Annotated in this window: 14 protein-coding genes and 1 pseudogene; 11 read left to right on the top strand and 4 right to left on the bottom strand. The window is 53.8% G+C overall.

The genetic code is table 11. The annotated features are described in order from the left end of the window. Positions 1-33 precede the first annotated feature (33 nt). Positions 34-465: an Lrp/AsnC family transcriptional regulator gene (locus tag AC3RCL_RS23475; protein WP_036660077.1), complete on the bottom strand. Its 432-nt coding sequence runs from the start codon at positions 463-465 to the stop codon at positions 34-36. 126 nt (positions 466-591) lie between these two features. Between AC3RCL_RS23475 and AC3RCL_RS23470 the strand changes: the two genes are divergently transcribed. The 9 genes from AC3RCL_RS23470 to AC3RCL_RS23430 all read left to right on the top strand — a co-directional run bounded on the left by AC3RCL_RS23470 (position 592) and on the right by AC3RCL_RS23430 (position 11379). After that, positions 592-1350 (top strand): MBL fold metallo-hydrolase, encoded by a 759-nt coding sequence (locus tag AC3RCL_RS23470; RefSeq protein WP_213579449.1) that lies wholly within the window; start codon positions 592-594, stop codon positions 1348-1350. A 276-nt stretch (positions 1351-1626) separates the two neighbouring features. Next, complete coding sequence (locus tag AC3RCL_RS23465; protein ID WP_492532300.1) at positions 1627-2325, top strand: helix-turn-helix transcriptional regulator; 699 nt, start codon at positions 1627-1629, stop codon at positions 2323-2325. Next, positions 2271-2516 (top strand): WCX domain-containing protein, encoded by a 246-nt coding sequence (locus tag AC3RCL_RS23460; RefSeq protein WP_492532298.1) that lies wholly within the window; start codon positions 2271-2273, stop codon positions 2514-2516. Before AC3RCL_RS23465 ends, AC3RCL_RS23460 begins: the two co-directional genes overlap by 55 nt. A gap of 50 nt (positions 2517-2566) precedes the next feature. Beyond that, complete coding sequence (locus tag AC3RCL_RS23455; protein WP_492532296.1) at positions 2567-3385, top strand: NAD(P)H-binding protein; 819 nt, start codon at positions 2567-2569, stop codon at positions 3383-3385. Between the two features lie 62 nt (positions 3386-3447). Continuing rightward, positions 3448-4398 carry an ATP-binding cassette domain-containing protein gene (locus AC3RCL_RS23450; protein WP_492532294.1) on the top strand — a complete coding sequence of 317 codons (951 nt, stop codon included), beginning with the start codon at positions 3448-3450 and terminating at the stop codon, positions 4396-4398. Continuing rightward, the gene (locus AC3RCL_RS23445) at positions 4395-5234 is read left to right on the top strand and encodes an ABC transporter permease (protein WP_492532292.1); all 840 of its coding nucleotides are present in this window, start codon (positions 4395-4397) and stop codon (positions 5232-5234) included. Before AC3RCL_RS23450 ends, AC3RCL_RS23445 begins: the two co-directional genes overlap by 4 nt. A 201-nt stretch (positions 5235-5435) precedes the next feature. Next, positions 5436-7502, top strand: a complete 2067-nt coding sequence (locus AC3RCL_RS23440) for a HelD family protein (RefSeq protein ID WP_492532290.1) — start codon at positions 5436-5438, stop codon at positions 7500-7502. Between the two features lie 264 nt (positions 7503-7766). Then, a complete protein-coding gene (locus AC3RCL_RS23435; protein WP_492532288.1) occupies positions 7767-9542 on the top strand; it encodes an ABC transporter ATP-binding protein in 1776 nt (591 codons plus the stop codon). Then, complete coding sequence (locus AC3RCL_RS23430) at positions 9526-11379, top strand: ABC transporter ATP-binding protein (protein ID WP_486047862.1); 1854 nt, start codon at positions 9526-9528, stop codon at positions 11377-11379. Before AC3RCL_RS23435 ends, AC3RCL_RS23430 begins: the two co-directional genes overlap by 17 nt. Positions 11380-11457: 78 nt before the next feature. On the opposite strand, the gene AC3RCL_RS23425 is transcribed toward AC3RCL_RS23430, so the two are convergent. Continuing rightward, positions 11458-12327: a LysR family transcriptional regulator gene (locus AC3RCL_RS23425; protein ID WP_492532285.1), complete on the bottom strand. Its 870-nt coding sequence runs from the start codon at positions 12325-12327 to the stop codon at positions 11458-11460. Positions 12328-12469: 142 nt separating this feature from the next. Here AC3RCL_RS23425 and AC3RCL_RS23420 point away from each other — a divergent pair. Together AC3RCL_RS23420 and AC3RCL_RS23415 are read left to right on the top strand one after the other, a co-directional pair. Next, a pseudogene (locus AC3RCL_RS23420) lies at positions 12470-13125 on the top strand (ankyrin repeat domain-containing protein). Positions 13126-13174: 49 nt separating this feature from the next. After that, on the top strand, positions 13175-14401 hold the full coding sequence (locus AC3RCL_RS23415) for an amidohydrolase (protein WP_492532283.1): 1227 nt from the start codon (positions 13175-13177) through the stop codon (positions 14399-14401). 82 nt (positions 14402-14483) lie between these two features. Here AC3RCL_RS23415 and AC3RCL_RS23410 read toward each other — a convergent pair whose 3' ends face one another. Together AC3RCL_RS23410 and AC3RCL_RS23405 are read right to left on the bottom strand one after the other, a co-directional pair. Further along, positions 14484-15170 (bottom strand): G1 family glutamic endopeptidase, encoded by a 687-nt coding sequence (locus AC3RCL_RS23410; RefSeq protein WP_492532281.1) that lies wholly within the window; start codon positions 15168-15170, stop codon positions 14484-14486. 123 nt (positions 15171-15293) lie between these two features. Continuing rightward, the gene (locus tag AC3RCL_RS23405) at positions 15294-15779 is read right to left on the bottom strand and encodes an anthrone oxygenase family protein (protein WP_492532279.1); all 486 of its coding nucleotides are present in this window, start codon (positions 15777-15779) and stop codon (positions 15294-15296) included. Positions 15780-15934: the final 155 nt, after the last annotated feature.

Here is a 15934-nt window from a genome sequence, read left to right as displayed (position 1 = left end):
GGGCTGATCCTGGGGACAGCCCGCTTCTTCTTTTTATTTGACCTGGTCAATGGACAGGCTGACTTTATAATTCCCGTACTTCAGAAGCTCTTCCAGAAAATCGTTCAAATCCTTGGGCGAACCCGCCCGTACCCTGAGCCAATAACAGCCCTCACCGCTGACGCGGTGGGTTTCGGCGACCATGTCGTGCGACTGAATAAAGGACAGGAAAGGAGAGTGAGCCGTATGTAACGCCAAGAACACGGTGACAAAAGCGTGTACGGTCAGACCGATTTTGTCCGGATTCCAACGAAGCGTAAAGCCTTCAATGACACCCAGATCCTGCAGCTTGCGAACGCGGGCCCCGACGGCTTGTCCCGTCAAATGCACCCGCTGTCCGATCGCTTTGTGAGACAGGCTTGCATCCTCGAGCAGGTGCTGCAATATGCGAAGATCGACTTCGTCGAATTCATGAGCGCTTGGCATGCGAATGTTCCTTTCACGATGAAAGTGAGTTCCCCTAATTCCTTTCACGAAGCCGTAGGCAGGAATTATAGCGATCTCTATAATGGGTTTAAGAACCATATTAATTGAAACAAAGGGGAAATGAAAGTGAAACTTCAGCTTATACGTAATGCTACGTTAAGAATACAGTACGCCCATCTTGAACTGCTGGTCGATCCGATGTTTAGCGATGCCAAGGCGAACCCGCCCGTCTTCAACTCCGCGAATGACAGACGGAATCCGCTTGTCCCGCTGCCGTTCTCCATGGCTGACAAGCTCCGTCCGAACGCGGTGCTGGTCACGCACCTGCACCCGGATCACTGGGATCAAGACGCGATCGACGCACTGCCGAAGTCAACGCCGATCCTGTGCCAACCGGGAGATGAGGATACCATATCATCACAGGGTTTTGCGTCCGTGACGGCAGTATCGGAATCCTTGGAATATGAAGGAATCTCGATCATCCGAACCGGCGGCCGGCATGGAACCGGTGAGATCGGCCAGATGATGGGGCAGGTATCCGGCTTTATTCTGAAAGCAGAAGGACACCCGACGCTTTATATAGCGGGCGATACCATCTGGTGCGATGAAGTGGAAGAAGCGCTCGATGCACATAAGCCCGATATGACGGTTGTCAATGCCGGCGGAGCCCGGTTTCTCGCGGGGGACCCGATCATCATGGATGAGGACGATGTGATCGAACTGCTGCGGTATGCTCCATATACGAAGGCCGTTGCGGTCCATATGGAAGCCATCAACCACTGCCTAGTGACAAGAGAAGCGCTGTCCGGTCGTCTGGCAGCTGAAGGCCTTGGCTCGCGAATCGAAATTCCGCAGGATGGCCAATGGGTCGAGTGGAAAGCGTAAAACCGCAACATGTTGCCGTTCGTTATAGCAGCGGGAAAAGCTTGCTGCCATCCGATGGCTTCAGCAGCAGTGAGACCGTCTGAATATGATATAATCTATGCAGGAAGCTCCGTGATACGGAGCTTTTTTGTTGTCCCGCCTCATCTACTGCTTTTCATAAAAATAATCCCTATTTCAACGGGAACGTAATTCAATCCTGACATGCTAGATGTCAGGATTTATGGTTTAACATTCGATTCAGAAGTCAAAAAGGACGAAACGCAAGGAGTGTAAACGATGAAGCTGGACCGGCTGCTTGGCATTACGATGGAATTGTTGACCAAAAGAAGAGTGACCGCCACGGCGCTGGCTGCTAGGTACGAGGTTTCGGTTCGCACGATTTACCGCGATGTGGACCTCATCAATCAGGCCGGCATTCCAATCGCTTCCTATCCCGGTGCGGATGGCGGGTTTGAACTGATGAGCGGGTTCTACCTGACGAGGCAGCACTTCTCCGTGGATGACTTTTTGGCTATCTATAATCTCTTAAAGGGCATCGAAGGGACTGTGAAAGGGAGATATACAGCGATCATGAATAAGCTCGGAACCCTGCAGCCTGCCCTGTTGAACGGAGGATGTCATGAACAAATCATAGTCGAGATGAGCACGTCGGAACATGAGCGGACATGGGTCCGGCAAATGTTGAAAGCCATTGAAGGCTCGAACCTGATAACCCTTCATTATACCAGCGCATCCGGCAGCCGCTCAGAGCGGCAAGTGGAGCCGCTGCAGCTGTACTGGGAACAAGGCGTCTGGTATTTGGAGGCTTACTGCTTGCTCCAGGAGTCGAAGCGAATTTTCAGGGTATCTCGCATAACCGGTCTTGAAATATCCGAGAACACGTCCGAAGAGAGGGCCTGGAGCGGGAGGAGCAAGAGGAAGTGCAGGGAATTGAGGCGCATCTTCGTTTCGATCCGTCCGCCGGTCCGCGGGTGATCGAGCAGTTTCCGGATGCATGCGCCTCCAGCGAGGGATGCTTGGATGTCCAAACCATCTTCTACACCAAAGCGTATGCTGTCTCGGTGATCCTAAGCTACGGTGCCAAGGTGGAGATCCTCTCGCCGCCGGAGCTTAAGGAAGATTTGCTGAAAGAGCTGGAGGACATCCGTAAACGTTACGAACCATGACGCAACAAATATACGCGTACCTTTAATCAACGCACAAGGAGGATTTCCATATGACCATTTTAATAACAGGCGCTACCGGAACCGTTGGAAAACACATCGTGCAGCAGCTTGTGCTGCAAGGAAACGAAGTGAGAGCGATCTCACGCCATCCGCGGCAGGCGAAAGTGCCCGAGGGCGTTCAGATGTATGCCGGCAATCTCAATGACCCGGATAGTCTGATCCCCGCCCTGCAAGGCGTAACCGCGATGCATCTGATCATTTCCAGCGATGAGGCTTACGGAACCCTTCAGACGGATCCGCGGATTATCGAGCTGGCCGAGAAGGCGGGCGTAAAGCGGGTAACGGTATTGGTGGGCTATGAAGAAGGTCCCGTAGAAGCAGCTCTGCGAAACAGCGGAATGGAATGGACCCTGCTCAAGCCCGGTGAGTTTATGGCGAATATACGGACCGATTGGCAGGAATCGATCCGTGACGAAGGCGTTGTCCGCGAGCCGTTCGGCCATGCGTTGAGTGCGAGAATCCATGAAGCCGATATCGCTCGCGTGGCCGTTGCCGCACTTCTGGAGGAAGGTCACCATGGCCAAGAATATTTCCTTACGGGACCGGAGGCCCTCTCGCGAACGGAAGCGGTTCGGATCATAAGCGAGGTAACAGGCAAGGAGATCCGTTTTGTCGAACTGACCGAGGAACAGGCGAGAGAGCAATGGAGAGAGCAGGGCTACGACGAAGAGTCGATTGAGTTTTTTGTGCAAATGGGAAAAAATCCGCCCGAGATCGGTTATACGGTACTGCCGACGGTGGAGGAGGTCACCGGGCGGCCGGCAGCAACGCTTGCCGATTGGGTCCGTGATCATCTGGACGATTTTTAAGAGCGGGCCTTCTTAAGATGATGGAGACCGCGATGATAAAGGAAGAGAAGGGAATGTGATACTTGTCTTACGCCATTGAAACGAAAGGGCTTCGTAAATCCTATAACGGAACGGAGGTCGTTCGAGGAATCGATCTGCGAGTCGAACAAGGAGAGCTCTTTGCCTTGTTAGGTCCGAACGGCGCCGGAAAAACAACCACCATCCATATGTTATCCACCCTGATAAAGCCGGATGGCGGGTGCGCCAGCGTAGCCGGATTTGATATCGTGGGCTATGCCCGAAACGTTCGGAGAAGGATTAGCTTGACGGGCCAGTTTGCGGCACTGGATGAAGGACTCTCCGGTCTTCAGAATTTAAAGCTGATCTCCAGGCTATACGGTCATTCGGCAAAAGCGGCCCGGTCCGTAAGCGAGGAGCTGATCGAAGCCTTCGGACTCAGCGAAGCGAAGGATCGCGCGGTGCAGCATTACTCCGGCGGGATGCGGAGGCGGCTGGATATTGCCGCCAGTATCGTTACCGAGCCCGATGTTATTATTCTGGATGAGCCGACGACGGGACTGGACCCGCAAAGCCGTGTTCAAGTGTGGGATGTTGTAAGGTCGCTCTTGAAACGGGGGACAACGGTGCTGCTCACAACCCAATACTTGGAGGAAGCTGATCAACTGGCGGACCGGATTGCCGTGATGGATAAAGGGAACCTGATAGCCGAAGGGACGCCCCGGCAATTGAAGGCTTCGATTGGCGACAGGACGTTAACCGTCCAATTCAACGAGCAGGCCGATCGGGATAAATTGGGTACGTGGTTATACGAGGCGCACGCCCTGACCGTATTGCAGGACGATCATCCGTTGGTACATAAGATCCCGGTGAAGGATGCGATTTCTGCCCATCGGGCCATCCATACGCTGATGGAGAACGGGTTCGCCATTGACTATTTTGCCTTAAGCGAGCCGAGTCTGGATGAGGTCTTTCTGTCCCTGACCGACGCAAAGTCGAAAGGAGGCGCTCCATGAGTGCAAACCAGCATACAGCGACAGCGAATAAGGACGGCTTGCCGACGGTTCGGCGAGCGGTCATCGATCCTCCCTCTATCCTGACGTCGATCCGAATCTTTATGTGGAGAACCTGGCAGCATACCAAGCATAACGGGTTTGGTCTGGTGATGGATGCGGTTCTGTCGCCGGTTCTGCTGCTGCTCATCTTCAGTTACCTGTTCGGCGGTGCCATGGCCGGGTCAACCGGGGCTTATATTCAATTCCTCTTGCCCGGCATCCTGATCCTGACGGTCGTTCCCATGACAGTGTACAGCGGAACCACGATATGCTCGGATATTACCAAAGGGGTGTACAATCGTTTCCGAACGCTGCCCTTCTGGCAGCCCGCATCCGTGATTGGCTCCATCCTTACGGATGGGCTGCGTTATGCGGCCGGCGTTACTGCTGCCCTCGGTACGGGCGTGGCGCTGGGTTTCCGCCCCGAAGGCAGCGCCGTTCAGGTGTTGTGCGCCATAGCCTTCATCCTGTTGTTTGCCTTCAGCGTCAGCTGGATATTTGCGCTGGTCGGCGTCGTGGCCAAGCGGCCGGAGACGGTGTCGGGGTCCAGCATGATCGCGATATATCCGCTGCTGTTCGCCAGCAGCATTCTGGTGGATTCGTCGACGATGCCGAAATGGACAGCGACCCTCATTGATCTGAATCCCGTCAGTATGGCGGCAACCACCGTCAGGGCGCTGATGAGCGGTACGCCAGGCCCGGCCGTGATTATGACCGGAATCGGAGTCTGCGTGCTGTTTATGGGGATATTTGCCCCGCTTACGCTTTATCTGTACCAGACGAAAAACGAGCGGTAACAAGCACAAAAAAACCAGGCCTGCATGAACATGCAGCCTGGTTTTTATCTATGGTACGTCATTTGCAGTCTATGTCCATCGTATCGCTATTTTTGGACCCACGATAAATACACAATACTACAACGGAAAGTATAAGTCTATATTTTTTTCGGGAAACCCCTATACTTAGAGCTATTCTTTAGCGAAGAGGGGGAAATCGGAGTGCTGAATCCAAACGAAAACGCAGAGCGGGAATATCTTGCATTGGTATTAAAGGAGCTTCAACGGGCATCGGAGGAATTAGAGGGGAAGGTGTCCGATTCGTATAAGGATATCATTGAAGCCAAGAAATACCTGTGGGTCAACATGGCCCAATTGGATGCGGCGGAGCGTGCGGCCAACCGGGTTGATATTTCTTTGTCGATCGATACCGGAGAGAAACAGGCGGCCAGGCTGCAGAGGATGCGCAAGCTGCTTGCCTCGCCTTATTTTGGGAGGGTGGATTTTCGTACGAATGAACCGAAGGAAGAAGAAGGCGCCTACTATATCGGCACCCATTCGTTCACGAACCCGGAGAGTCAGGAGCATCTCATCTATGATTGGCGCTCGCCGGTGGCCAGCCTGTTTTATGATTACAATGCCGGCCCTGCGTCGTATGAAGCGCCCATGGGGAGGCTGCAGGGCGAAATTACCGTCAAAAGGCAGTATAAAATCAAAGACGGCCACATGGAATATATGATCGAGAGCTCCATGAACATCAATGACGACGTGCTGCAGAAGGAGCTCAGCAGCAACTCGGACGAGAAGATGAAGAATATCGTGGCTACCATCCAGCAGGAGCAAAATGCCATCATCCGAAACGAAACCGCGCTTGAGCTGATCATTCAGGGAGCGGCAGGCTCGGGCAAAACCTCGGTGGCCCTGCACAGGGTGGCCTTTCTCCTGTATCGCCATAAGGAAACCTTGACTTCCAGCAACGTGCTAATCATATCCCCGCATAAAGTGTTCTCGGATTATATATCGAGCGTGCTGCCGGAGCTTGGCGAAGAGAAAATCATGGAGGTCACGATGGAGGAGCTTGCTGCCAAAGAGCTCCGAGGATTATGTCAGTTCCAGACCTTCTCCGAACAGGTGGACGAAATCGTACACGCCCATGACGAGCAGGCCATCGAACGGATCCGGTACAAGGCCGGTTTGGATTTTGTGCATGAGCTGGATGCTTATCTGGAATATGGTGATCAGCAATTTTTCCAGCCAACGGATATTCAGATGAAGGGGGTGCTCATACCGGCCTCGGAGGTTATGGATAAATACCTTGGCAGCATGAGTTTGCCGGTCAGGCAGCGATTGGAGAAGACCGCCTCGGTCCTGTCGGGGCAGGCCCGTACGGAGGACGGTGAGAGGCTGACTTCGGCGGAAGCCAATAAAGTCAAAGCCGCGATCCGAAAAATGTTCAAATATCAAAATGCTTTAAGCCTGTACAAGGCATTCTTCTCATATCGGAACATACCGGATCTGTTCATCATGAAGGGGAGGAGAACGATCGAATACGCTGACGTTTTTCCGCTGATTTACCTCAAGATGCATCTGGAAGGGAGTACCTCCTACGATATGGTAAAGCATCTGCTGGTCGATGAAATGCAGGATTATACTCCGATTCAGTATGCCGTCATCTCCAAATGGTTTGCTTGCAAAAAGACGATTCTCGGCGACAGCAACCAATCGGTCAACGTGTATACTTCAACCTCGCTGCCCGATATCCAGCGCGTGTTTCCTCAAGCCGATACTATCGAACTGGTAAAAAGCTACCGCTCCACGCTGGAAATCATGAAGCTTGCAAAGCGGATCCATCCGCGCAGCACCATGATTCCCGTGGAGCGGCATGGTGAAGAACCGCTGCTGATCCGGTGTCATGATGCGGCGCAGGAGCTGGCGTTCATTCAAGAGCTCACCCGAAACTTTCCGAATGCCGGGATGCAGACGATGGGGATCATATGCAAAACGTCATCGCAAGCCCGGCAGGTGTACGAGTCGGTCAAGGGGTTAACGGACAACGTGAGCCTGCTCGATTTTAGCAGCGACCGCTTTCCGGAGGGAATCACGATTACCTCCGCCCATATGGCCAAAGGGCTGGAATTCGACCAGGTTATCGTTCCTTTTGCGGGCGCCGCAAACTATCGTACCGAGATGGATCGAAGCTTGCTCTATATTGCCTGTACCCGGGCCATGCATAAGCTGCTGCTGACCTATTCCGGCGAGCCCGCGGTATGGTTGGCCGGCTCGGCGTAAACCGGATCAGGATTTTGCCATGCATAAGAATATATCGTTATCCGGAGTCGCGCCCCATGGGCGCGGCTCTATCTTTAGATTATTGGACTCGAATGACCTTGATTGACGTTATGTCTAAATTTAAATAAAACATCAGGCGGTTTAGGAAGGAGGACTCCTTTATATCTAGAACCTATTAATATGGGAGCATCACAGCAAACGTATGGAAGGGGGAACGTAACGGACTGAATAATCCAATAACAGGACAGGAAGTGATATGGGACATTGGACTCTCATCGAATACTTGGAGACTTTTTCAGGAAGACGTGGCCATTTTATGTGTTGTCGATTTGCTGTCACTTGGTAGCCAATATCATCCACGTGAATTTCCCGAGGGTGCTGGGCAATTTCACGGATGAATTGAAGGATGGTTTATTGTCGGTCGGCGGCGTTGTGCAGTACAGCTGGACGCTGCTGGGTATCGGCGTCGGCTTTGCCGTCATCGGCGGGATCGGCCAGTTTCTGGTCATGTACACGGGACGTTATTTCGAATTTATGAACCGGCGCCGCCTGTTTGTCCATTTTACGGGGCTCAGCGAGCGGTTTTATTCCAAGAACGGCGTCGGCAAGCTGCTAAGTTATTTCATGAACGACGTGACGACGGTAAGGGAAGCGATCTCGATGGGGATCAATCAGACGGCAAACGCCTCGATCCTGCTGGTCTCCACGATAGTCATGCTGCTGATAACGAATGTTCCGCTGTATCTGGTGGCCGCAAGCATCGTTCCTTTGCTGCTGATACCGATCATCGTTGTCTGGCTCGGGCCGATCATCAGGAGAAGATCGCTTCAGGTTCAGGAAGCGCTGGGCGTGATGACGGAATCGGCGGAGGAGCAGTTTGGCGGGATCCGCGTCACGAAGAAGTTTGCGGTGGAAGAGACGATGAAACGGCGCTTCGGGACGACGGTGGACAGCATCCGGGACAAGCAGCTGCGGCTGGTGCGCGTGTCGTCGCTCTTTCAATCGATCATTCCGTTTCTAGGCGCATCCTCCCTTATTATCGCCCTCTCATTCGGCGGTTACTTAACGATCATGGGACGCATCTCGGTCGGTAACTTTGTCGCATTGACGCTTTACATTCGCATGCTGATGAACCCGCTGCAGCAGATCGGGAATGTCATTAATGTCGTCCAGAGAGCGAGGGCCTCGCTTGACCGCTTGAACGATCTGCTTGATAAGCAGGCCGACATTAAGGAACTGCCTGGCGCCAAGGAGCTGAATCTGGAGTATCCAGGGATTGAGGTGCGGGATTTATCTTTTTCCTACGATGCTTTGGACGGCCATGAAGGAGGTTCCAGGCAGGTGCTGCGCGGCATTCGGCTGAGCGTTCCGCCCGGCGCGACGCTGGGCATCATCGGCCGTACGGGAAGCGGAAAAACCACGCTGATGAAGCTGCTGCTGCGCACCTACGACCCGCCTCCGGGGAAGGTGCTGATCGGCGGCGAGGACATTCGGAAGCTTACATTAAAAAGCCTGCGCGAAGGAATCGCTTACGTTCCCCAGGACGGCTTCCTGTTCAGCTCGACCATCCGCGAGAATATTGCTTTCTATAGAAGGGACACGGAACCGGCCGTCGTCGAGGAAGCGGCGCGAAAGGCACGGGTGCATGACAACATAGCGGAGTTTCCGGACAAGTTCGAGACCCGCTTAGGGGAGCGCGGCATTACCCTTTCCGGCGGACAGCGGCAGCGGACAAGCCTGGCGAGGGGAATCATCAAGGATGCGCCCATCCTCATTCTGGACGACAGCGTAAGTGCCGTCGATGCGGTGACGGAGACGGAAATCATGGAGACGATTCGCGATATCCGCCAGGGGAAGACCACGATCATCATTGCCCACCGGATTAGTGCATTGAAGCATGCCGATGAGATCAACGTCCTGGATCAGGGAGTGATCGTCCAGCGGGGTACGCATGAAGAACTGCTGTCTACGGACGGACTGTACCGGACGCTGCATGACATTCAGGAAGAGGGGATGAAGCAACATGGCACAGGCCATTAACAATTGGCAGCTGGATCAGAAGGCGGATTTGAACGCCCCTCAGTCCAAGCCAAAGTATATTTCCACGTTCCGGGCTTTGTCGGGTTATATGAAGGAACACCGGCTGACCTTTGCCGGGTTTATCGGCTGCACCTTGATTGCCATCTCGGCAGAGCTGCTGCAGCCGTACCTGATGAAAATCGCGATCGACGATAATCTGATGGTCGGCAAGAACGATTACAAGAGCCTGATGATCATCTGCGGCATCTATTTTTCGTTATCGCTGCTCAGCATGATGTTTACCTATCTGCAAAATAATTTGCTGCAAAAAGCGGGGCAGAGCATTGTAGCGAGCATTCGCAAACGGCTGTTTGCCCATATCTCGAGGCTGTCGATGTCGTATTTCGACAAGGTGCCGAGCGGCAGCTTGATTACGCATGTATCCAGCGATACCGAAGCGATCAACCAGTTTTTTAACCAGGTGCTGCTCAGCCTGTTTCGTGACGGCTTCACGCTGATCTTCATCCTGGTGATGATGTTCCAGCTGGACGTCACGCTGACCTTATACTGCCTCATCCTGCTGCCGATCATTGCAGGGATCGCGATTGCGTTCCGGCGGTATATGCGCCACACCTACCAGATGGCGAGAACGCGGTTATCCCGGCTGGTGGCTTTCGTGGCGGAGAATCTCTCAGGCATGAACCTGATCCAAGTGTTCCATCAGCAGAAGGAGCAGGAGAAGCAGTTCGAGGAGCGGAACGACTCTTATTTCAAAGCCAACATCCGGGAGATCCGGACCAATGTGCTGTTTAACCGCTCCTACGAGATATTGAACAACCTGGCGATTGCGTTCGTGACGTGGCTCGGCGGGCAAGCCGTTCTGGGGACGACGCTGGAGTTCGGCGTGCTGTATGCTTTTATTACGTATATCCGTTTGTTCTTCCAGCCGATCAATACGATCACCCAGCAGTGGAATACGCTGCAATCGGCGACGGTGGCGATTAACCGGATATGGAGCCTGCTCGCGATTCAGCCTGAGGTTACGGATCGACGCATGCCGGAGGCCTTGGAGAAGTCGAAGGTTCAGGGCCGCGTCGACTTCGACCGGGTCACGTTCGGTTACGAAGGCGGGGCTCCGGTCATTCGGGATTTGGATCTTCATATCCAACCCGGGGAAATGATCGGGATCGTCGGAACCACCGGCGCGGGAAAAAGCTCGCTCATTAGCCTGCTGTGCCGTTTTTACGACGTGAACGAAGGGAGCATTCGGATTGATGGAATCGACATCCGGGAGCTGGCGCAGTCCGATCTGCATCGGATCGTGGGCCTTGTGCAGCAGGAGCCCTATCTCTACTCCGGAACGGTGCTGGACAATGTACGGCTGTTCGATGAGGACATATCCAGGGAACGGGTGATCGAGGCTTGCCGCTTTATCGGCGCGGATTCAATCATCAGGAGGATGAAGGAGGGATATGACACCCGGCTGTCGGAGCGGGGCAGCGGCTTGTCCGCCGGCGAGCGGCAGCTGATCTCCTTCGCGCGAATCATCGTGTTCCAGCCCAAAATTCTCATTCTGGACGAAGCGACCGCCAACCTGGATTCGCACACGGAGCAGCTCATCCAGAATGCGCTGCAGCTCGTTGCCGAGGGGCGGACGACCCTTGTCATTGCCCACCGCTTATCCACCATCATGGGGGCGGACCGCATCTTGGTCATGAGCAGAGGCCGAATCGTGGAGCAAGGAACCCATGAGGAACTGTTGGATTCCCATGGGTATTACGAAGAGCTGTATCTTCACTCCCAAGGACAGAAGCAGGAGCGGGAGGGGGTCGCAGGCTCGTTGTATCGCACGAAATAAACGGCACCCTGTTGGAGGACGGAGCTTCATTAGCTCTGTCCTCTTTTTGCTGCTGGACATCCGATGAGGTTCGCAAATCTATAAGGTGCTAGCCAACAGGTCAATGAAGTTCAGCGCCGTTCTGGAGACATGGTGATCCTTCAGCCAGATTAAGGCCGAGGAGGCCGCAGCCGGGGTGTCCTTGATTTTGAAGGCATGCACCGCTGCGGGCAGCCGCTGTTTGATCAGGGTCTCGGGAACGATCGCCACGCCGAACCCCGAAGAGACCAAGCGCAGCAGCAACGAAATGTCGGAGCATTCGGCTACGATGTTGGGCTGCAGCTTCTGCTCCGAGAAAGCCATCTGGATCGTATAATACACGCCCAGCCCTTCCGTGCTTGGCAGAATAAGCGGATGCTGCGCGATATGGGGGAGGGTCGTCTCCTGTTCGATGGATGGCTCCGAGGTGAGCATGTAAAAAGGCTCCGTCTGCAGATGAAGGATCGAGAAATCGTCCAATTCAAGCGGCAGGCGAACGATCGCTACTTCGAGCGACCGGTTTCGCACGAGCTCACAGAGCTGATACGACTCGTTTTGCTGAATTTTATACGAGACTTGGGGATATCTTGCCCTGAACTCATGGAGCCATGACGGCAGCTCTACCGAAGACAGGGTATTGATACCAAGGCTCAGCGTTCCTTTATCGCCGTTCCCGACCTCTTTCACTTCGGCTTTAGCCTCTTCCATGAGCTGGGTCATTTGGAGCGCGTATTTGTACAGCGCTTTCCCCGATTCGGTGATTTCCAGCCGCTTCCCTCTTCGATATACCAAGACCGATCCGAGTTCTTCCTCCATGGCTTTCAGCTGCTGACTGAGCGGCGGCTGGGATATATGAAGCCGGTTGGCGGCGAGCGAGATGGTGCCTTCCTCCACGATGGCAATAAAATAGCGGAGCTGCCTGATATCCATATGCTTATGCAAACCTCCTTGTATATGAAAAACCTTCATAAATTCAATTTTTTAAGTATTTTTCATATGGTTCTGTCTCATGGTAGCATACCCATATATACGATAGAAAGAGGGGGAGTATCGGGTGCTGCGTATAACAGCTATGCTATTGATCCTTTTCCTGTCGGCCTGTCAACCAAATTCGGAGAAACACGAGGTGAAGAAGAATATGGATCGTCAACTCATTGAATCCGCCGAGCAAGGGAATACGGAGCAAGTACGACAGCTTCTTCAATCCGGCGCTAACATCGATGCGACGGATGAACAGGGAAGAACGGCGGTGATGGCGGCAACCTACCGCAATCATGTCGATACGGTAGACGCCTTGATTCAGGCTGGCGCCGATATCAATATTCGGGATCATCAACTGAATAATGTGTTTTTGTATGCCGGTGCTGAAGGAATGCTGGACATCCTGAGGTTGGCCATTAATGCCGATGCGGATGTGACGCTCACGAACCGTTTTGGCGGTACGGCTCTCATTCCGGCCTCCGACCGCGGTCATGTGGAGATTGTGCAGGAGCTGCTGACCCGGACCAGCGTCGATGTGAACCATATTAATAATTTGAACTGACCGCGCTGCTGGAGGCTGTCATTCTCGGTGACGGCAGCGAGAACTATCAGCGTATCGTGAAGCTGCTGCTGGATCATGGGGCAGACCCTGAGCTTCCGGACGGGAACGGCGTAACTCCCCTGCAGCACGCCCAGGAGCGGGGATATCAAGAAATCGAACGCATCTTAATGGAGGCTGCGAACTAAGGGATATCGAAAAGAGGGCAGATATTAGCGAGAAGGGGATGAAGGTTATATGAACAAACACAGCAAGGCATACTGGCTGCTGCATGTCCGACTGGAAACGGGTTACCGCTACGAGGATGACGTGGTGACCGGAACCGAAACGGGACTTTTTCATGTGAAGATAGAGAATGGGGCTTTTTCTGAGATTCGTCCCGCGGAGGCTTTGCCGGATTCGCTGCTGCCGTCATGGGATATGAAGGGGAATCTGATGCTGCCCTCTTTTAGAGATATGCATATCCACCTGGACAAAACCTATTATGGAGGACCATGGAAGGCACCGCTTCGTCCGGCTCACGGAATCTTCAGCCGGATCGAGGAGGAAGAGAGGCTGCTTCCCGAGCTTCTTCCCACCGCCAAGGAGCGAGCGGAGGGACTGCTGGATCTGCTGCTGGTTTACGGTTCTACCCATGTCCGCTCCCACTGCAATGTGGATCCCGTCGTCGGTCTGAAAAATTCGGAAGCCACCTTGCAGGCGGTTGAAGGATATAAGGAAAAAGCTTTTGTGGAGATCGTTGCTTTTCCTCAGCACGGCTTGCTTCGCAGCCAGTCCGTATCCCTGGTCAGGGAAGCGCTCCGGAACGGAGCCGCGCTGGTAGGCGGGCTGGATCCCACGACGGTGGACGAGGATATGGAGAAATCGCTGAACACCGTGATGGAGCTGGCGGTGGAAGCCAACGCCGGCATTGATCTGCACCTGCATGAGTCGTCCCAGATCGGACTGAATGCCTTTAAACGGGTAGCTGATCTTACGGAAGAGGCGGGTTGGAACGGAAGAGTCACGCTCAGCCATGCCCTCGCTTTCGCGGACGTCTCACCAAGCGAGGTGGATGAAGTGGCGATTCGGTTAGCGGACTTGGGTATTTCCGTCACCTCCTCCGTACCGCTTGGCCGAACCATCCCGATCCCGCAGCTGCACCGCCGCGGCGTGAACATCTCGCTTGGGCAAGACAGCATTATGGACCATTGGTCCCCGTTCGGCAAAGGGGATAATCTGGACAAGGCGGGCACGCTGGCCGAACGCTTCCATATGAGCGATGAGCGTTCGCTCGGACAGGCCCTCGGGTTTATTACGGGAGGCGTGACGCCGCTAGACCAGGACGGCCGCTATGCGTGGCCAAACGTCGGGGATGCGGCGGATGCGGTGATTGTGGAAGCCAGCTGCTCCGCAGAAGCCGTTGCCAGGCGGTCCCGCCGCCATGCTGTGCTGTTTAAGGGAAACCCGGTTTACGGAATATGATAAAGGGGCAGCCGCTGCATGCCGGACTTTTCCGGCCTGCAGCGGCTGTTGTTGGTTGATGGGCATTAAGGCGCCAGGCCCCTTATTGATGAACGCCTTTGACAACGAAACCGTCTCCCGCCCGGTTCGGATTGGAGGGAATGGAGGTAACGGTTGAATTCTGAAGCATAATGCCCCCATCATCCGCCGTGAGTTTGGGGCGTTTCCCATTGACGCGGCAGCAGGAGAAGACAACGGGGGACAATCGTGCCATCGTGGCAAGCGCCCCATTGATTTGCGGCGCTTCGACGATCCATTCCGCCGAGGTCTGGGGACCGCCGTACCGCTGCAATGTTCGAAAGGTCCAGTTCCGGGATACGTTGCGAAGGCAGATCAGCCAGTTCGACCCGCTGCACTTGATGATGCTGGCATGCATGCGGTCACCCGGCTGAATGGGCAGCGGAATGATCGTAACCGAGGCGGGGAGAATCTCCCACCAAGCATAATAATAAGCCTTGCCGTCTATCCAATCATGACCCGTTCCGGTCTGTATCAAATTGCTGTTGCTGAATCCGTCAATGCCGATCCAGGCCGAGGAGTAGGACGCCCCGCGGCTTGGCCGAACAAACGGCACGTTCCATTTGGCGGAGACCCGTTTGAAAGCCCCTTTTTTTCCAGTGATAGAGTATCCGCTCCAATTGCTTGATATCCATCCGATGTTACGACGCGGCTTGGCTGAAGTGTCAAGTTGGCATGTGTGATTCCACTGACCTGTCGTGGAAATCTCCATAATCTCCACCGCCTTTACTAGATTGATAGTATATCTAATGAAGGATCGGTAGAGTTGGTATGGGTTATGTGTTAGAAAGTTTGAACGGCGGCTCTTAAATCTAGTTTTCAGGTTTATCCAGTCTTAAGGGATATGCCGTAAGGCAAAAACAAACAGGATCATGGCCCCTATGGAGGTGACCGTCCGGACATGGTTCCAGGCCGTCCATTTACTTAGGTAGGCATTCCAGACCTCGCTTCCTGCGCTGCTCGCAGGATCAACGGCAGCCAGCGCGTCATTGAGCGGGACATTGAAGGCCATCGTTACGATGAATCCCGTCAGATACAGCAGACCGGCCGTCAGCAAGTAGACGGATCCCGGTTCTCCCCAGCGGAGGACGGATAGGACCGCAAGAACGATACTGGTTAGGGCGGTACCTGTAAACAGTGCACCGAACGTGGGGTTGAGTATCGTTGCATTGATGGACTGCATGGCGTTAATTCCCTGTTCGTTCGGAATCCGCGATAAAGCGGTCATCATGAAGGATGAGAAGGCGAAGAACAGGCCGGCTATGAGGCCTGAGCCAGTCACTGAAAATAGAGCCAGCAAAAAAATCAAGCGATCACTCATGGGCAGGTTACCTCCAGTTTTAGCTGTGATTCTGACATTTGATTCCATGTATATCCACTTAATAATTGTTTGTACATACAAATATATTAGCGTTTTCGGCAAAAGTAAAGACCTAAAATTGAAGGAATGAAGATATAGAGGGATCTGTATACTTG

It is taken from the genome of Paenibacillus sp. MT86 (genome assembly GCF_058792535.1).
This window is presented reverse-complemented; position numbering and strand designations above follow the sequence as displayed.